General features: G+C 42.2%; 5 protein-coding genes. All 5 read left to right on the forward strand.

All coding sequences use genetic code 11. The features are described from left to right. Positions 1-8 precede the first annotated feature (8 nt). Positions 9-4,100 (forward strand): condensation domain-containing protein, encoded by a 4,092-nt coding sequence (locus ACE1CD_RS30295; RefSeq protein ID WP_374827137.1) that lies wholly within the window; start codon positions 9-11, stop codon positions 4,098-4,100. Further along, positions 4,090-10,545, forward strand: a complete 6,456-nt coding sequence (locus ACE1CD_RS30300) for an amino acid adenylation domain-containing protein (protein ID WP_374827139.1) — start codon at positions 4,090-4,092, stop codon at positions 10,543-10,545. Before ACE1CD_RS30295 ends, ACE1CD_RS30300 begins: the two co-directional genes overlap by 11 nt. After that, positions 10,542-15,221: an amino acid adenylation domain-containing protein gene (locus ACE1CD_RS30305; protein WP_374827141.1), complete on the forward strand. Its 4,680-nt coding sequence runs from the start codon at positions 10,542-10,544 to the stop codon at positions 15,219-15,221. Before ACE1CD_RS30300 ends, ACE1CD_RS30305 begins: the two co-directional genes overlap by 4 nt. Beyond that, positions 15,218-16,330, forward strand: coding sequence for a TauD/TfdA family dioxygenase (locus tag ACE1CD_RS30310; RefSeq protein ID WP_374827143.1), 1,113 nt, complete (start codon positions 15,218-15,220; stop codon positions 16,328-16,330). The genes ACE1CD_RS30305 and ACE1CD_RS30310 overlap by 4 nt, the downstream gene beginning before the upstream one ends. A gap of 88 nt (positions 16,331-16,418) precedes the next feature. Further along, positions 16,419-20,861, forward strand: coding sequence for an amino acid adenylation domain-containing protein (locus ACE1CD_RS30315; protein WP_374827145.1), 4,443 nt, complete (start codon positions 16,419-16,421; stop codon positions 20,859-20,861). Positions 20,862-20,867: the final 6 nt, after the last annotated feature.

Genomic DNA, 20,867 nt, shown 5'->3' on the forward strand with positions numbered 1-20,867 from the left:
AATTGCAGGTGAGCAAGAAAAACATAGAAGCGATTTATCCGCTGTCTGCGCCACAACAAGGGATGCTTTTCGAGACTCTCATCGCTCCAGAGTCAGGAATGCACATCGAGCAATTGAGTTGCGCTTTGCGCGGAAGTTTAGATGCGATCGCCTTTGAGAAAGCGTGGCAACGAGCGATCGATCGACACTCAATCTTAAGAACCTGTTTCGCCTGGAAAGAACAAGATCGGCCACTGCAAATTGTAATTCAACAAGTACCAGTACCATTTGAGCGGCTAGACTGGCGCAGCCTTTCTTTATCCGAACAGCAAGTGCAACTAGAAGCTTTTTTGGAAGCAGATCGTCAGAGCGGTTTCCAACTTTCTAAACCGCCACTTATGCGCCTAACGCTGATCCAGTTAGCCGAAGCCGAACACCTATTAATTTGGAGCCATCACCACATATTGCTGGACGGGTGGTCTTTACCTTTAATTTTTAAAGAAGTCCTTGCTTTTTACCAAGCGTTCCGCACGAGTGAAAATATACATCTGGAGCAACCCCGTCCCTACAAAGACTACATCGCTTGGCTGAAACAGCAAGACCTTTCCAAAGCAGAGAGGTTTTGGCGGCAGACTTTGCAAGGGTTTAGCAAACCAACTCCTTTGGGAATAACACAGATCGCGCAGGAAAACAATCGCACGGGGGAGGATTTTTCCAGCTGCGATCGCGGTAAACAAAGAGCATACCTATCAGCGTCAGATACAGCAACCTTACAGTCTTTAGTAAAGGCTAACCGCTTGACTTTGAACAGTTTAGTCCAGGGAATTTGGGCTTTGCTTTTGCATCGCTATAGCGGTGAAAACGATGTCGTCTTTGGCACTACCGTCTCTGGTCGTCCGCCTGATTTAATCGGATGTGAATCGACGATCGGGCTGTTTACTAATACCTTGCCAGTGCGGGTAAAAGTTTCTCCTCAAGCATCGCTTTGGTCTTGGCTCAAAGACATCCAAACCTATAATTTTGAGTTGCGGCAATACGAACACACTCCTGGAGGGCAAGTTCATCAATTGAGCGAACTACCCGGATGTTTGCCGATTTATGAGAGCATTGTAGTTTTCGAGAACTATCCGGTAGATATCGATCTGGGGCAACTCTCCGATTTAAAAGTAGAAATCCTCGATCGCCGTTTTCGGGGAACACAAACCAAATATGCCCTCATCCTTCAGGTCAAAGCCGATGCCCAATTAAGATTTCAACTTATCTACGATGTCCGCCGCTTAGATAGCAGTAGTATCACTCATATTTTGCAGCACTTCCAGACTTTATTACAGTCAATAATTGCCCAACCAGAACTAAAATTAGCAACTCTTTTAAATAAAATTACATACGCAGAAATCCCCATAATTAAAACTTTTGAAAGTTCATCCGCATCTACCTTCCAATTACCCTATACCCCCATTGAGGAAGTAGTAACAGGAATTTGGAATCAACTACTTGGTGTGGAACGAGTGGGAATGAATGATAACTTTTTCGAGCTAGGAGGACATTCCTTACTTGCGACTCAAATTTTGTCTCGCCTGCGAGATACTTTCCAGGTAGAAATTCCCCTGCGTTATCTGTTTGAATCGCCTACCGTAGCGGGTTTGGCTAAGCAGATAGAGATAGCAATGAAAGGACAACAGAGCCTTGAATTTTCTCCGATCGAGCGCGTTTCCCAAAGAATCGAGCTACCCCTATCCCTTGCCCAAGAGCGACTGTGGTTTCTTTACCAGTTGGAGCCTGAGAACCCCGCTTATAACATTCCTGGTGTGGTACGTCTTGAGGGGTTACTGAATATAAAAGCGCTAGAGAAAAGCCTACAGGAAATTGTTAGGCGGCATGAAGCTTTACGAACTAATTTTGTGATGACCGAGGGGCGATCGCTCCAGGTTATCCATCCAAATTTGGAGCTTAAGCTGTCGATAAAGGAAGTGGAAGCCGCCAAAGTAAAAAATATTCTCTTAGAAAAATATCAGAAGACTTTCAATTTAGAAAAAGACCAACTTTTGCGAATTACCTTGCTACGCATGAGTGAAAAAGAGCATTTTTTACTGCTAACAATTCACCACATTATTTTTGATGGTTGGTCTGTTGGGGTATTAGTCCGAGAAATCGCAACCCTTTACGAAGCATTTTCCAGCGAAAAACCGTCACCACTTCCCGAACTTCCCATTCAATATGCAGACTTTGCAGTTTGGCAAAGACAGTGGTTACAGAGTGAGGCGCTAAAAACTCAACTGGGTTATTGGCAGCAGCAATTAAGCGGGAATGTGCCTGTATTGCAGTTACCGACTGACCGCCCTCGACCAGCAGTTCCCACCTTCCAAGGTGCAACATATTCCTTTGCAATTCCTGCAAGTTTGTCCTCTGAATTGAAGATGCTTTCACGCCAAGAAAGTGTTACTTTGTTTATGACTTTGTTGGCAGCATTTCAAACCTTGCTGCATCGATATACAGGTCAAGAAGATATCCTTGTTGGCACTGATGTTGCTAACCGCAATCGCTCGGAAACAGAACAATTAATTGGTTTTTTTGTCAATATATTAGTCTTGCGGACTCACCTCGCCGGCAACCCAACTTTTCGCGAATTACTGACACGAGTACGTCAAGTAACCTTGGGTGCTTATGCCCACCAAGACCTACCTTTCGCTAAGTTAGTAGAAATTCTGCGTCCAGAACGTCAGACGAGTCACACTCCTTTGTTTCAGGTGTTATTCGTTCTGCAAAATGCCCCGATGCCACCTTTAGAATTGCCTGGGTTAACTTTAACTCTGCTAGAAGTGGATAACAAAACCGCAAAATTCGATCTGGCTTTATTCCTCACAGAAACAGATGAAGGAATTCAGGGAACATGGAACTACAGCACTGACATTTTTGAGGCAACCACGATTGCTCGGATAACAGGAAATTTCCAAACTTTATTGAATAACATTGTTACCCAGCCAGATGCCCGGTTAAGCAATTTGGAAATACTCGCTGAAGCTGAAAAGAAACAACAAGAGATGGAAAAACAGGAACGGAAAAATTCCAAACTCAAGAAGTTTATGAAAGTTGCACCGAAAGCTGTCAGCTTTTTACAGGAGAGTTTGGTTAAAACGGAATATTTGCCTTCTAGCGAAATGCTGCCTTTGGTAATTAAACCAGAGGTTTTAGATATCAATATAATCGATTGGGTGAAAAATAACCCGGAATTTATAGAATCGAAATTATTGCATCACGGTGCTTTGCTTTTCCGAGGTTTCAATTTAAATTCTGTGGCAGGGTTTGAAAACTTTGCTGGGGCAATTTGTCCTGAATTATTCGGCGAATATGGTGACTTACCGCGTGAGGGAGTCGGCGGCAAAGTTTACGGTTCTACACCTTATCCGTCTGACAAAGCTATCTTGTTTCATAGTGAAAGTTCTCACCTGCATTGTTGGCCGATGAAAATTTGGTTTTTCTGCGTACAACCAGCGCAAAAAGGTGGAGAAACGCCTATTGTAGATTGCCGAAAAATTTATCATATGCTCGATCCGAAATTGCGATCGCACTTCGAGCAAAAGCAATTAATGTATGTCCGCAACTACACCGAAGGTTTGGATGTTAGCTGGCAAGAATTCTTCCACACAGAAGATAAAAAAGTTGTTGAAGAAGCTTGCAAAAAAGCGAAAACTGAGTTTGAATGGAAAGATGGAAATAATTTGAGAACTCGGAGAATTGCCCAGGCAATAGCCAAACATCCCAAAACAGGCGATGCAGTATTTTTCAACCAAATTCTGTTGCACCACATATCCTGTTTAGATGCAGCAGTCCGCGAATCTTTATTATCTTTGTTTGGGGAAGATAACCTACCGCGCAACGTTTATTACGGTGATGGTTCTCCCATTGAAGATTCGGTGATGGCAGAAATTCAAGCAATTTATCGAGAAGCGACGATTAGTTTTCCTTGGCAACAAGGAGATGTTTTGATGCTAGATAATATGCTAGCCGCCCACAGCCGAAATCCTTATGTTGGGTCGCGCAAAATTGTGGTAGCGATGGGCGAAATGTTCGACAGTAAAGACCTTGTAAACAAAGAGATGGAGGGAGTATATGCAAACTAAAACTATTAGCGGTTTTCGTCTTTCTCCTCAGCAAAAGCGTCTTTGGTTGTTGCAGCAAGACGGCTTTTCTACCCAGGCTAGTTGCGCTATCCTTTTGGAAGGGAATCTCCAGTCGAAAATTTTAAAACTTGCCTTACAAAAAGTTGTGGAAAGGCATGATATTTTGCGGACAAATTTTCGCCGTTTACCGGGTATGAAAACTCCGGTCATGGTTGTAGAAGATAGCAGCGATACTTTGTGGCGCGAGATTGATTTAACTGATTGTAAACCAGAAGAACAATTAGCCAAAATTGAAGATATTTTTCAATGGGAAAGACATCAAAGTTTTAAATTTGAAAAAGAGGCATTGTTGCGTTCAAACCTGATAATGCTGTCGCCAGAAAAGCATATTTTGATTATCAACTTGCCTGCGCTTTGCGCTGATAGTTGGACACTCAATAATCTAGTTCAAGAAATCGGCAATTCCTACGCTGCTTGCTTGCAAGGTGAGGAATTAGACGACGAGGTTGTGCAGTACGTTCAATTTTCAGAATGGCAAAATCAATTATTAGAAGATGAAGACGCAGAAACAGGTAAAAATTACTGGGAACAGCAGGATTTTTCTAATCTACCTGCATTGAAGCTTCCTTGGGAAAATCCCTATTTTGGTAAAACAGAATTTCAGCCTGAATGTTTTACTTGTGACATCAATTCTGATGTGGCAGAATTGATTGAAGCACTGGTACAAAAGGATGAGATTTCGGTTGATGTTTTCTTCCTGACTTGTTGGCAAATACTGCTTTGGCGACTGACGGGAGAAACAGATATTATTGTTGGAACCGGTTGCGATCGCAGAGAATATGAAGAACTGCACGACGCATTAGGATTATTCGCAACTTGGCTACCAATTCATTGCCGGTTGGCATCAGATTTGCGTTTTGGGGAAGTATTAGAACTGGTAAATAAAGCTAAAGAAAATGCCTCGGAATGGCAGGATTATTTTGTTGAAGAAGAACTGACATTTTTTCCGTTTGGTTTCGAGTTTGAACAATGGCAGTCAGAATGCTTTGCAGGTGGTGTTTCGTTTTCTATTTATCAGCAATACACTTGCATCGAACCGTTTAAAGTTAAACTTACCTGTACTTGCGATCGCAACTCGCTCAAACTTTCATTTCATTACGATAAAAATTACTATTCAGCCGAAGCGATCGCTCGTTTGGCGGGAGAATTCGAGACTTTATTAGCTAACGCCATTGAAAATCCCAAAAGTGCGATCGCGCAATTGGAAATTCTCAGCCCAAGCGAACGTCAGCAACTTTTAGTAGAATTCAATAACACAAAAAGTAATTATTCAAATGATAAGTGTATCCATCAATTATTTGAAGAACAAGTAGAACGAACTCCCGCTCGAATTGCCCTAGTATTTGAAAATCAGCAATTAACTTACAGCGAACTAAACGCACGCGCCAACAAGCTTGCCCATTACTTGCAGCGTCTGGGAGTAAAACCAGAAGTGCTGGTGGGGTTATATTTAGAAAAATCCCTAGAAAGCATCATCGGACTTTTAGGTATTTTGAAAGCTGGTGGCGCATATTTACCTTTAGATCCGGCATTACCAACTGAAGGTTTAGTCACTAGATTACAAGATGCACAAGTATCGTTGGTTTTGACACAAAAGCACTTAGTCAATACACTGCCAAAGCTTAACGCTCAAATAATTTGTTTAGACAAAGATTGGGATGTTATTGCACAGGAAAGCGATGCAAATCCCAGCAGCGAGGTAACAATTGAAAATCTAATTTATGTGCTGTTTACCTCTGGTTCTACTGGTAAACCGAAAGGTGTTGCTGTCGAACATCGCCAACTTTTGAATTACCTGAATGCGATCGCACAGACATTAAACCTACCTACAGATGCAAATTATGCGATCGTCTCCACACTAGCAGCAGACTTAGGCAACACAGTCATCTTCCCTTCTCTGTGCAATGGTGGATGCTTGCACATCATATCTCAGGAGTGTGCATCTGACTCACAGGCGTTTGCCGAATACTGCCGTCAGCATCCGATCGACTGCCTCAAAATCGTACCTTCCCACCTATCTGCCCTTTTAAACTCTTCGCCCAACCCATCTATTTTGCCGCGTCAAAAATTAATTTTGGGAGGCGAAACTGCTAGTTGGAAACTCATCGATTTAATTCGGCACTTATCGCCAAAATGCACCATTTTCAACCATTACGGGCCTACAGAAACTACGGTTGGTGTAACTACTTTTACAGTTAAAAATAATTCACATCCTTGGGCAAAAACGGTTCCTTTAGGTCGTCCAATTGCTAACATCCAACTTTATATATTAGATTCACATCTACAGCCAGTACCTATCGGATGTCCCGGCGAATTATACATCGGCGGTGCATCTTTAGCGCGGGGTTATTTTAATCAACCAGAACTAACTGCCGAAAGGTTTATTTCTCATCCATTTAGCGATGAACCAAATGCAAAACTCTATAAAACGGGTGACTTAGTTCGCTACTTACCGGATGGGAATTTAGAATTTATCGGTCGGATTGACAACCAAGTAAAAATTCGCGGTTTTCGTATAGAACTGGGAGAAATAGAAGCAGCACTCAGACAACATCCAGGTGTGCGAGAAGTTGTCGTATTGGCAAGCGAAGACAAATCAGATAATCAATGTTTAATAGCTTATATTGTTCCCGATGAAAAAAGCGATTATAACACTTTGCGCCATTTCTTAAGAGAAAAGTTGCCGGAATATATGATGCCATCGGCTTTCGTAATGCTGAAATCTCTACCTTTAACTCCTAATGGTAAGGTAGACAGAGTGGCATTGTCAGAACTCGATCGCACACAGCAAGAATTACAAAGAACTTTTGTAGCACCTCGCACTCCAGTCGAAGAAATATTAGCCGGAATTTGGGCGAAAATTCTCGGTTTGGCACAAGTAAGCATTCACGATAATTTCTTCGACTTAGGCGGACACTCGTTGTTAGCAACTCAAGTCATTTCTCGGATGCGGGAAACCTTTAAATTAGAACTGCCTTTACGCTGCTTATTTGAGTCGCCAACTGTTGCAGAATTAGCCGAAAAAATTGCCAATTACAATCAAATTGAACAAGCACTTTCTTCGCAAATTCAGCGCGTTTCGCGAGACAGAGAGTTGCCGTTATCTTTCGCCCAGCAAAGGCTGTGGTTTCTGCATCAATTAGAACCCGATAGCCCCGCTTACAACCTGCCGAAAACTGTCAGATTACGAGGAAAGCTGAACATTGCAGCACTTGAAGGCAGCTTGCGGGAAGTCATGCGCCGTCACGAAATTTTGCGGACAAACTTTACCGTTAAAAATGGTAAACCTGTTCAAATCATTGATTCAAATACCATCATCGAATTGCCAGTAATAGACTTGCAGGAATTGCCGGAAACTGAGAGAGAAGCAGAAGCTTTGCGACTGGCGACGATTGAAGCTCAACGACCTTTTGATTTAGCAAATGACTGCTTACTGCGGTGCAATTTGGTAAAATTAGACGCAGAAGATTATTTGTTAGTTTTGACGCTGCATCACATTATTTCAGATGGTTGGTCAACAGCAGTTTTGATTCGAGAAGTCGCCACACTTTACCAAAGTTTTTGCAATGAGACACCCTCTCCACTGCCAGAATTACCTATCCAATATGCCGACTTTGCCGTTTGGCAGCAGCAATGGTCTGAAGAGTATTTAGAAAATCAATTAACTTATTGGAAGCAGCAATTAACTGGGGATTTACCAATACTAGAATTGCCGAGCGATCGCCCACGTCCGACTGTCCAAACATTCAATGGATCGACGCGATCGCTACAACTTTCTCCTAGCTTAAGCGAGTCATTGAAAAACTTGAGCCAGCAGCAAGGCGTAACGCTATTTATGACGCTTTTGGCAGCATTTAAAACCTTGGTGTATCGCTATACCGGACAAGAGGATATATTAGTAGGAACGCCCATTGCCAATCGCGATCGCCAAGAAATAGAACAGCTAATTGGCTTTTTTGTCAATACCTTGGTATTGCGTACCAACTTAGCAGGAAATCCCAGTTTTCCAGAGTTATTAAAGCGAGTGCGGGAAGTCGCTTTAGGCGCTTATGCTCATCAAAATCTGCCTTTCGAGAAGTTAGTAGACGAACTGCAACCACAGCGAGACTTGAGTCATACGCCGCTATTTCAGGTGATGTTCGTTTTGCAAAATGCTCCCACAACTCCTCTAGAACTACCAGGTTTAAGCTTAAAACCTTTAGAAATTAACAGCAAAACTGCTAAATTCGACCTCACTTTATATATAGAGGAAACAGACACAGGACTCCTTGCCAATTTGGAATACAACACCGATCTATTTGATGCCACAACTATCAACCGGATGCTGGGGCATTATCAAAGATTATTGTCAAGTATTGTTGCTAATTCCCATCGACGGCTTTCGGAATTGTCGATTTTGACAGCAGCCGAACAACAGCAATTATTAGTGGAATGGGTTGCTGGAGAACAGGGTAAAATTTATCAACCAATAGCCAGTATTCATCAGTTATTTGAGGCGCAGGTAGAAAGAACGCCGGATGCTGTTGCTGTCATTTTTGAAGATACAAAATTGAGTTACCGAGAACTCAATCAAAGAGCGAATCAATTGGCAAATTACTTAGTCTCGTCGGGTGTAAAAACAGAGGTATTGGTAGGAATTTGCGTCGAACGCTCTCTCGAAATGCTCATCGCACTTTTAGCCATCCTGAAAGCGGGTGCAGCCTACGTACCATTAGATCCAGCTTATCCCCAAGAACGCATAGCTTATATCTTGGCAGATGCACAAATTTCGCTATTGCTAACTCAACAACATTTGATGGCACAATTACCGAAACATCAAGCAAAGGTAATTTGTTTAGATACCGAATGGAACAGCATTACACAAGAAAGTGAAAACAATTTAGCGACTGAATTAACAAGTAATAATCTCGCTTATGTAATCTACACTTCCGGTTCTACAGGTAAACCCAAAGGCGTGCAAATTCAGCATGGCGCAGTGGTTAACTTCTTAAATTCCATGCGGCAAACTCCAGGAATCACAGAACGAGATATCCTCTTATCAGTTACCACCATTACTTTTGATATTGCCGCCTTAGAACTTTACCTACCTTTAATTGTCGGTGCTAGGGTTGTGGTGGCGAGTCGAGAAGTTGCCAGTGATGGAATTCAGTTATTAGCAAAAATTACTGAATCCAGTGTCACAATAATGCAAGCGACTTCCGCTACTTGGCGAATGCTTTTAGAAGCTGGCTTGCCAAAAATACCGCTCAAAATTCTCTGTGGTGGCGAAGCACTTGCCCATAATTTAAGTCAGCAATTGTTAGAAAGATGCGATTCTCTGTGGAATTTATACGGGCCTACAGAAACAACAATTTGGTCTGCGGTTTATCAGGTTAATCGGGAAGATGGAGTGGCTTATATTGGCAGTGCGATCGCAAACACCCAAATCTACATTTTAGATAAATACCTCAATCCAGTTCCCATCGGAATTCCTGGCGAATTATACATTGCTGGAGATGGGTTAGCTAGAGGTTATATTAACCGCCCCGAACTAACTGCCGAAAAATTTATTCCCAATCCATTTAGTAGTAAACCAGGGGCGCGGTTGTACAAAACTGGTGACTTAGCACGCTATTTACCTGATGGAAACATTGAATTTATCGGTCGAATTGACTACCAAGTAAAAATTCGAGGTTTCCGAATCGAATTAGGCGAAATAGAAGCAGTTTTAAGCCAACACCCAGAAGTACAAACTGCTGTAGTTTTAGCGCCAGAGGATGAAACTGGTAACAAGCGCCTAATAGCTTATGTTGTTCCTCACCTCACCCCCTCACTCCCCCTCTCCGATGTCGGAGAGGGGGACGGGGGGAGAGGTTCATCCTTTACCCAGGTAAACAATGCTAAATCCAGCGATTTGCATAGCTATTTAGAGGAAAGGCTGCCTAACTACATGGTGCCTTCCAGCTTCGTAACCTTGGAAAGTTTGCCGCTAACGCCTAACGGTAAAGTAGACCGAAAAGCGCTGCCAAAAATTGACCAAATGCGATCGCAATTGGAAAACGCTTATGTAGCACCGCGCAATTCAATTGAGCAAATACTAGCCGAAATTTGGGCGGAAGTTCTGGGTCTAGAACAGGTAGGAATTCACGACAACTTCTTCCAATTGGGTGGAGATTCTATCCTTACAATTCAGGTTATATCCAAAGCCGATCGCGCCGGATTATCTTTAACGCCCAAACAGCTATTTACACACCAAACTATTGCCAAGTTAGCAGCAGTAGCCGCTTTAAGTGAAACGAGCAAAAAAGAGCATACACCATCCGATCTACCGCTCACACAACTGAGTGCTGACGAACTTGCCCAAGTGTTACAAACCGTCGAATTTGAAGGAGGAGAATTCCTATGAATCAAAGAAATATTGAGGAAATTTATCCTCTTTCTCCCATGCAGCAAGGAATGCTTTTCCATAGCCTTTATGCGCCAACATCGGGAATGTATGTCGAACAACTCACCCTTCAACTAAATGGAAATCTCGATGTTGTCGCATTTAAACAAGCTTGGCAAGAGGTGTTAAATCGGCATTCAGTTTTACGGACTGCTTTCGTATGGGAAAATCTCGAAAAGCCGCTTCAGGTAGTGGGACGACAAGTAAGTTTGCCTTGGCAGCAGCTTGACTGGCGCGAACTCTCCACCATCGAACAGCAACACCAACTAGAGGCTTTGTTAGAAACAGAACAAAAGCGAGGCTTTGAACTTTCCAAAGCACCGCTGATGAATTTTACCCTTATACAATTAGCAGAAAATTCCTATCAATTTATTTGGAATCACCATCATTTGCTGTTAGATGGTTGGTCTTTACCTTTAATTTTTAAGGAAGTTATTACATTTTATGCAGCTTTTTCTCTAGGCAAGGACTTGTCTCTAGAAAAATCCCGTCCTTATCGAGATTACATCGCTTGGTTACAGCAACAAAATGTGACGGAAGCTGAGGCATTTTGGCGAGAAAAACTCAAAGGTTTTACTGCACCAACAGCGATATTTTACCAGCCACAAATTGCTAATAAACCGTCACAATTTCCCAGTTATGATGAGCAGCAATTAAAGCTTTCAACAGAAACAACCGCAGCATTACAATCTTTAGCGCGGAAAGAGCAATTAACGCTGAATAGCATAGTCCAAGGAGCTTGGGCGCTGCTACTCAGTCGTTACAGTGGCGAAGAGGACATTGTATATGGTGCGACGGTTTCCGGTCGTCCGCCGACGCTGCCGGATGCTGAGTCAATGGTAGGATTATTTATTAACACTTTGCCAGTGCGAGTTTGGGTCGATTCGCATGAGTTTATCCTGCCTTGGTTGCAGCAATTCCAAACGCAGTTTGTGGAATTACGTCAATATGAATACAACTCATTGATAGAAATTCAAGGTTGGAGTGAAGTTCCTCGCGGTGTGTCGCTATTCGATAGCATTGTAGTGTTTGAAAATTATCCGGTAGATCCGGCGGTAGGGCAGATTAATTCAAATCTAGAAATTGGAAATTTTCGCACATTTGGAAAGACTAATTATCCCTTGACTGTAACAGTGATTCCCGGTTTGGAGTTGTTGTTGAAGATTGGATATGTTTGCGATCGCTTCCACACCGATACCATCAAGCGAATGTTGGGGCATTTGGAAACGTTACTTTTAAATATAGTTGCCAACCCCACTCAACGACTCTCGGAATTATCCTTATTAACAACACCAGAGCGATATCAAATACTAATCGATTTTAATCAAAATCAATCCAAAATCCAAAATCCAAAATCCAAAATCGGGCAGTGCATTCATCAAATATTTGAAGCGCAGGTAGAGCTTACGCCTGCTTCTATTGCTGTTGTTTATCAAGACCAGCAGTTAACATATCGCGAACTGAATGCAAAGGCAAATTGTTTGGCACATTATTTACGATCGCTCGGTGTTGCACCCGAAGTAAAAGTTGGTATTTGCTTAGAGCGATCGCTAAATTTAATTGTCGCCGTATTAGGCGTTTTAAAAGCTGGCGGTGCTTACCTTCCTCTCGATCCAGCCTATCCCCAAGAACGGCTATATTTCATGCTAAAAGATGCCCAATTGTCATTAGTTATTAGTCATTTGTCATTGGTTAATAGCTTTGAAGAAACGGCAGTAATTTGTTTGGATGAAAACTGGGATAAAATTGCACGGGAAAGCGAAAGTAATCCAGTTAGTCGATCGACATCTGACAACTTAGCTTATATCATCTACACCTCTGGTTCTACCGGACAGTCCAAAGGAGTAATGGTTGAGCATGGAAGCTTAGTTAATGCTTATCTAGCTTGGAAAGAAATTTATCAACTAAGCGAACAACCAACTTGTCACCTCCAAATGGCAAGTTTCTCCTTTGATGTGTTTACCGGAGATATGCTTCGCGCTTTGTGTTCGGGTGGAAAGCTGGTGTTGTGCGATCGCGAACATCTCCTAGATGCCGAAAAACTTTATCATTTAATGCTTCGAGAAAAAGTTGATTGTGCTGAATTTGTTCCAGCAGTCTTAAGAAACTTAATTCAATACTTAGAAGAAAGCGAACAGCGCCTTGAATTTATGCGGCTGCTTGTTTGCGGTTCTGATAGTTGGTATGGCAGCGAATATAGCAAATTTAGACAATTTTGCAGTTCCCAAACCAGACTCATTAACTCTTTTGGAGTAACCGAAGCTACCATTGATAGCTCATACTTTGAAAGTACAGATATAGACTTACCTACTGACCAATTAGTACCGATAGGAAAGCCATTTCCCAATACTCAGCTTTATATCTTAGATACAAACTTACAACCAGTTCCCATCGGAGTTACTGGCGAACTTTATATTAGTGGTGCTGGTTTAGCGAGAGGCTATTTTAACAGACCTGAACTGACAACCGAAAAGTTTATTCCAAACCCCTTTGAAAGCTCAGAAGTCAATCCAAAATTCAGCCGACTTTACAAAACTGGAGATTTAGCACGATACTTACCCGATGGGAATATAGAATTTCTCGGTCGGAGCGACAACCAAGTTAAAATTCGCGGCTACCGCATCGAACTTGGAGAAATAGAAGCTGCATTAAATCAACATCCAGCGATACAACAAGTGGCGGTTGTCGCTAGAGAATATCGACCGGGTAATAAACAGTTAGTTGCATATTGTGTAGCTCGATCGCAATACAAAATTGAGCATCCAGAATTGAATAATGAACTGCGTCTGTTTTTAGCAACCAAATTGCCTGAATACATGATGCCTTCTAGCTTTGTTCTGTTGGAAAGTTTACCGCTGACACCCAACGGTAAAATCGACAGAAAAAGGCTACCTATACCCGTTCCATCAAAAAAAGAATCGCAAGGACAGGTTAAAATTTACCGCACTCCCACAGAGGAAATATTGACCGGGATTTGGATTCAAGTATTGGGAATTAAATCAATCGCCATTACCGATAACTTTTTCCAACTTGGCGGACATTCCTTATTGACGACCCAAGTTATTTCACGAATCCGCAAAGCTTTTCAACTTGAAATTCCCTTGCGCTATTTGTTTGAATCGCCAACCATAGCGCAGTTGTCTGAAAGAATTGAGGCAGAAATCAAAGCGGGACAAAAGCTAGAACTTCCGCCAATTGTTTCTGTTCCCAGACAAGGAAATTTAACCTTATCTTTTGCTCAACAAAGACTGTGGTTTGCTAACCAATTAATGCCAGGTAATTCAGCTTACAATATGCCTGCCGCCGTGCGTCTTTTTGGTTCGCTCAACGTAAAGGCATTAGAGCAAAGTTTGAATGAGGTTATCAAGCGACATGAAAGCTTACGCACCAGTTTTATTGAGATAAATGGGGAACCTGTACAACAAATTGCTCCCACTCTAACTTTGACAATACCAATTGTAGATTTAAGGGAATTTTCTGAGAACATCCAAAAAGCCCAACAACTAGCAATTGCAGAAGTGCGCCAACCCTTCGCACTAGATAAAGCGCCATTGCTGCGAGTAAAACTACTGCAAATGGGCGAAAATGATTGGGTAATACTATTTACCATGCACCACATTATTTCTGATGCTTGGTCGCTGGGAATCCTGATTCAAGAAATTGCGACTTTTTACGAAGCTTTTTCTCTCCGAAAGCCATCTCCGCTTCCCGAACTATCGATTCAATATGCCGACTTTGCAATTTGGCAGAGACAGTGGTTACCAGAACATTGGCAAACTCAAATTAATTATTGGAAGCAACAGCTTAATCACCTTCCAGTGTTGCAATTGCCCACCGATAAACTCCGACCCTCAATACCAATTTTACGAGGGGAAAGGAAAACTTTGATATTATCAAAAGCCCTCTCAAATGCGCTCAAAAGCCTAAGTGCCAAAGAAGGGGCGACGCTGTTTATGATGCTACTAGCAGCCTTTACAACTTTATTGCATTGGTTAACAAATCAAGATGATATTGTTGTGGGTACTGATATTGCCAATCGTAACCAAGCCGAAACTGAAGGATTAATTGGTTTTTTTGTCAATCAATTAGTATTGCGTACCAATCTATCAGGAAATCCCAGCTTTCGAGAATTGTTGGCACAGGTACGTCGGGTAACATTGGAAGCTCATGCTCATCAAGATTTGCCGTTTGACAAACTTGTAGAAGCGCTAAATCCAGAGCGCAGTTTGAATCGCGCACCGCTATTTCAAGTCAAGCTAGTCATGCAAAATGTTCCCACACCACCGTTGCAACTTCCGGGCTTAACCTTGGGATTTTTAGAAGTTGATAATGGCACTTCAGAGTTCGATCTTCTCCTGAATGTGATGGAGACAGAGGCACAACTAATTGGGTTAGTATTGGTATACAAAACCGATTTATTTGAAGACAGTACGATCGCCCGGATTTTGGCACGATTGGAAACGCTGCTGGATAATATTGTGGCACAACCAAATATCAATCTGAACGCTCTTAAGGAAATTTTGAGCGAAGCCGATCGCCAGCAACAAAGCATCCAAGAACAGGAGTATCAAAAAACTGTTGGGCAAAAATTAAGCAATATCAAACGCAAGTCACTTAAATTAGGAGAAAAATTATGAAAAACTTGCAATCGCAAACGAACTCTATGGGAAACTTAAAAACTGTCAAGCGGAAAGTTGTCAGTGCTTCTCCAGAAAAACTGATCGAAACCGATTATTTGCATCCCGATTGGTCGTTACCTTTGGTAGTTCGCCCTGCTGTTAAGGGGGTAAATCTGCTGACTTGGGCGTCTGGAAATCAAGATTTTATCGAGGCGCAGCTAATCAAACATGGAGCCATTCTTTTCCGTAATTTTGATATCAATTCGGTGGCTGAATTCGAGGAATTTATCGCCGCTATTTGTGGGGAAGCATTGGAATATCGCTATCGTGCATCGCCGCGTTCTCAAGTGAGTGGAAGAATTTATACCTCGACTGACTACCCGGCAGATCAAAGTATATTTCCACATAACGAACACGCTTATTCACCTGTATTTCCAGGCAAAATCTTTTTCTATTGCGTTACACCCGCAGAGTCAGGCGGAGAAACACCTATTGGTAGTACGCGGAAAATTTTTGAGCGGATCGATCGAAAAATACGCGATCGCTTTATCGAAAAAAAGGTAATGTACGTGCGAAACTTCGGTGACGGTTTCGGTCTTCCCTGGCAAACTGTGTTTCAAACTACAGAACCAGCAGATGTAGAAAAATACTGCCGCAGTCACGGGATTGAATTTGAATGGAAAGAGGGAGGAAAATTGAGAACTCGTCAAGTTAGTCCGGTTGTGATTAAACATCCTCGCACTGGCGAAACAGTTTGGTTCAATCACGCTACTTTTTTTCACGTATCAACTTTGCCAGCAGCAATACGCGATTCTTTGCTGGCAGAATTTAAAGAGGATGATTTGCCAACTAATACTTTTTATGGAGATGGTTCTACTATTGAAGCATCGGTTTTGCAGCAGCTTCGCGATGCTTATCTGCAAGAAATGGTGAGTTTTTTTTGGCAGAAATCGGACATATTGATGTTAGACAATCTGCTGTCTGTACACGCACGCAACCCTTATACAGGTTCGCGAAAAGTTGTAGTGGGCATGGCAGAACCTCTCAGTCATATAGATATTACTCACGTATCTCACCAAGAAGCAGAGCCTCTAAAATCTAGTTCCCAGATTCAACCTGGGAACTAGATTTGGGAGGTTCTACCTCCTCTGTTGCAAGATATGAGTATGGGAAAAAATCTCTTTGTCAAAAAAGTATTTAGGCTAAGGAAAAACAATGGCAATTATGCAAGCAACAATAACTGAAGGATTTCGGCTTTCGCCTCATCAAGAACATCTCTGGTTAGTTCAGCAAGTTGGTAATAGCTTGCCGTACCGTGTCCAATGCGCTGTATCGATTGAGGGAAACATTAGCCCAAAAATTTTAAAATCTGTCTTAAAGAAGATTGTTAATAAATACGAAATATTTCGGACTACTTTTCATTACTTGCCAGGAATGAGGTTGCCTGTTCAGGTAATTTCTGATTCCAGTATTAAATGGGAGGATTACGACCTAAGCGATTTAAGTGCTGAAGAACAGGAAGCTAAAATTGAAGCGCTTTTTAACGAATTAAAGCAATTGCCGATCGACTTCGAGAAAGGCCCTATTTTGCATACCTTTCTAGCTACTCTCTCCTCTGACAAGCACGTATTGTCGATCGGCTTACCTGCGATGAATGCCGATCCTACAAGTATCAAGAATTTGGTGTGCGAACTTAGCATTTATTATGCTAATTCTTTACTAGGTGAAGAAGTAAACGAAGAACCGCTGCAATATGCCGATATTGCTGAATGGCAACATGAATTACTGGAGGCAGAGGAGACGAAAATAGGCAGAGAATATTGGCGCAAACAGGATATCTCTGCGTTTTTGAATTTAACTCTTCCTGTAGAAAAGGATATTTTGGGAAAGGCGGAGTTTCAACCAGAAGTTATCAGTATAACTATAGATTCTGGTTTGACGAAAAAAATTGAAGAACTGGTTAACGAAAATAATACTTCCGTTTCTATATTTCTCTTAGCTTGTTGGCAGATTTTACTCTGGCGTTTAACCGGGCAAGATATTATTGTCGGTATTGGGACTGATGGGCGAAAATATGCCGAATTAAAGTCAGCTTTAGGTTTGTTTGCCAAATATTTGCCTTTGTCGTTTCATCTGGAAGATAACTACCGTTTCAATGAGGTATTGAAACAGCTTGGTGAATCGCTGGAAGAGATTTACAAATGGGAAGATTGTTTTACTTGGGAAGAAATAGTTGGCTCCGATGCAAGCGCGGTTGGCGTGCCTTTTTGCCCTTTTAGTTTTGAGTTTGAAGAGGGTTATGCTAACCATTCGATCGCAGATATTTCTTTTGCCATTACCAAGCAGTTTGCTTGCATCGAACCGTTTAAAATCAAGCTTTCCTGCGTGCGTACAAAAGATGCGATAATTGCAGAGTTTCACTACAATGCACACTTGTTATCGGCAGAGGATATCAAGCGTTTAGCAGGACAATTTGAAACTTTATTGCAAAGCGCGATCGCACATCCGTCCCACTACGCGATCGCACAACTAAATCTGCTCAGCGATCGCGAACTTCAACAACTTTTATTCGAGTTCAATAATACGGAAACCGATTATCCAAAACACAAGTGCATCCACCAACTTTTCGAGGCACAAGTTCAACGTACACCAAACAATATTGCCCTCGTATTTGAGAATCACCAGCTAACATACAGCGAACTCAACCAACGCGCTAACCAAGTAGCTCATTACCTGCAAGAATTGGGAGTCAAACCAGAGGTAATGGTAGGGATTTGTGTAGAGCGATCGCTCGAAATGTTCATCGGTATTCTCGGTATTCTCAAAGCTGGCGGAGCCTACATACCCCTCGACCCTAGCTATCCTCAAGAGCGGTTAGCTTTCATGTTAGAAGATGCTCAAACGCCAGTGTTATTAACTCAGCCATCTTTGCTCAGCGGTCATTTATCAAAAGTGATTGGCGATCGACCGACAACAAAAGTAGTTTGTTTGGATGCAGATTCGGAAGCGATCGCACAGCAAAGCCAGTCAAACCCGCTTACCGATATCACGCCTTCTCACCTCGCCTATGTTATCTACACTTCTGGTTCTACCGGAAAACCAAAAGGAGTCCAGATCACCCATCAAAACATAGTTAATTCCACAAACGCTCGCCTGACTTACTATCAAGAACCTGTCAGCAGCTTTTTATTACTTTCATCCTTCGCTTTTGATAGTTCTGTAGCGGGTATATTTTGGACGCTTTGCCAAGGCGGAACTCTTCACATTCCTGCTGAAGGCATACAACGCGAACCTCAAAGTATCGTAGAATTAATTACCCAACATCGCATCTCCCATTTATTAAGTCTTCCTTCTCTTTATTCCCTAATGTTGGCGCAAGCAAAAACCGAACAGTTAGTTTCGCTTCGCGCTGTTATCGTCGCGGGTGAAGCTTGTTCAAAAGAGTTAGTTGAACATCATCTCAAACGCATTCCCGAAACATCTCTATTCAACGAATATGGCCCTACCGAAGTAACAGTTTGGAGCAGTGTATATCATTGCCGATCGCAACTATCAAAAACGCAAGTACCGATAGGTCGTCCGATTGCTAACACCCAAATTTATATACTCGATTCCTATTTGCAACCTGTTCCCATCGGCGTTGCTGGCGAATTGTATATCAGTGGTGTTGGTGTAGCCAGAGGTTATCTTAACCGACCGGATTTAACTGCGGAAAAGTTTATCCCGAATCCTTTTATAAAGGCAGAAGGCAGAGGGCAGAAGGCAGAAGGTAAAAATACTTCAAATCGTCTTTACAAAACGGGAGATTTAGCCAGATACTTACCCGATGGCAACATAGAATTTCTCGGTCGCATCGATCATCAAGTAAAAATTCGCGGCTTCCGCATTGAAATCGGAGAAATTGAAGCATTACTACTTCAACATCCACAAGTGCGGGAAGCAGTAGTAATTGCGAGAGAAGATGAGCCAGGTAACAAACGCTTAGTCGCTTATGCAGTACCATCTCAAGAATCTGCTCCCACAATTAGCAATTTGAGTGGCTTTTTGAAAGAGAAATTGCCTGAATATATGGTGCCTTCTGCCTACGTAATGCTGAAGGCTTTACCGCTAACACCTAATGGCAAAGTCGATAGGCGATCGCTACCTGCACCTGAGCGAGTACGCCCGGATTTGGAAGCAGTTTTTGTCGCACCTCGTACCCCTGTGGAAAAGATGTTAGCAGACATCTGGGCGGAAGTTTTAGGTATAGAAAAAGTAGGGGTTTATGACAACTTTTTCGAGTTGGGCGGACATTCCTTATTAATGACTCAGCTTTTGGCAAAGGTGCGAAATACTTTTCAGGTGAGTTTATCCTTGGGTAGTATGTTTGAAGCGCCTACCGTGGCAGGGATGAGCGATCGCATCAAGATGACAGTGGGAACAGAAAAAATTAGCAGACAAGATGCGGATCTCAATGCAGAAGCTGTTCTAGACCCCACAATTCGCCCAAATAAGCTACCTGTAAAATTCATCAGCGCACCGAAAAATATCTTATTGACTGGAGTAACAGGTTTTGTAGGATCGTTCTTACTCTACGAACTCTTACAACAAACTGAAGCAGATATTTATTGTTTGGTTCGTTCCGCCAATACAATAGAAGGAAAACAAAGAATTGAAAGCACACTAAAATCTTATTTACTTTGGGATGAAAGTCAGAGTTACCGGATTATTCCCATCGTAGGAGATTTGTCTAAACCGCTTTTCGGACTTTCACAAGAGCAGTTTTTGATGATGGCAAATCAACTCGATGTCATCTATCACAATGGCGCATTAGTTAATTTCACTTATCCTTACTCTGCCTTAAAAGCTGCCAATGTTTTGGGAACACAGGAAATCCTGAGATTGGCAAGTCAAGCTAAACTTAAACCAGTGCATTTTATCTCCACAACGTCGGTTTTTTCCTCAGCAAGTGCTGACAAAGTTCGTGTTGTTCGAGAAGAAGATGAAATCGACAATAGCGAAGTAATCAATGGAGGCTACGCTCAAAGTAAATGGGTTGCTGAAAAATTAGTAACAATTGCCCGTTCCAGAGATATTCCAGTCGCTATTTACAGACTGGGACGTATTTCCGGGCATAGTCGAACTGGTGCTTGCAATACAAATGACCATACCTTCAGAACAATTAAAGGCTGTATCCAACTCGGATATGCCCCCAATTTGGACGCGATCGCAAACATTACTCCTGTAGATTATGCCAGCAAAGCGATCGTTCATTTATCCAAACAGAAACAATCGCTGGGTCAAAACTTTCACTTAGTAAATCCTCAACCTGCACATTGGCATGAATTAGTTAATTGGATTCGTGCGATGGGTTATCCACTTGAGGAAATATCCGATGAAAGTTGGCAAGCAAAACTACTTAATATTGCGGATAATTCACCGGAAAATGCTTTGTATCCGCTTGTCTCTACGTTTTCCGAAACAGTTTCTGTTGATGATAGTAAAGCGGTGCTGGAATTCGACTGCCAAAATACCATTAATGGACTGGCAGAAACATCGATCGCCTGTCCGCCAGTAGATGCACAATTGCTTAGCACTTACTTTTCATACTTGATTCGTAGCGGCTTTTTAGATTCCCCGTCTAGTCAAAAACTTGAATACTCATTTCCCAAAAGCTGAGGTAAT

The organism is Aerosakkonema sp. BLCC-F183, assembly GCF_041929145.1.
Taxonomy (GTDB): Bacteria; Cyanobacteriota; Cyanobacteriia; order Cyanobacteriales; family Aerosakkonemataceae; genus Aerosakkonema.

Excerpts from the sequence above, each read along its gene's own strand:
- ACE1CD_RS30310 (WP_374827143.1), top strand. The coding sequence starts at position 15,218 with ATGAAAAACTTGCAATCGCAAACGAACTCTATGGGAAACTTAAAAACT.
- ACE1CD_RS30315 (WP_374827145.1), top strand. The coding sequence starts at position 16,419 with ATGGCAATTATGCAAGCAACAATAACTGAAGGATTTCGGCTTTCGCCT.
- ACE1CD_RS30300 (WP_374827139.1), top strand. The coding sequence starts at position 4,090 with ATGCAAACTAAAACTATTAGCGGTTTTCGTCTTTCTCCTCAGCAAAAG.
- ACE1CD_RS30305 (WP_374827141.1), top strand. The coding sequence starts at position 10,542 with ATGAATCAAAGAAATATTGAGGAAATTTATCCTCTTTCTCCCATGCAG.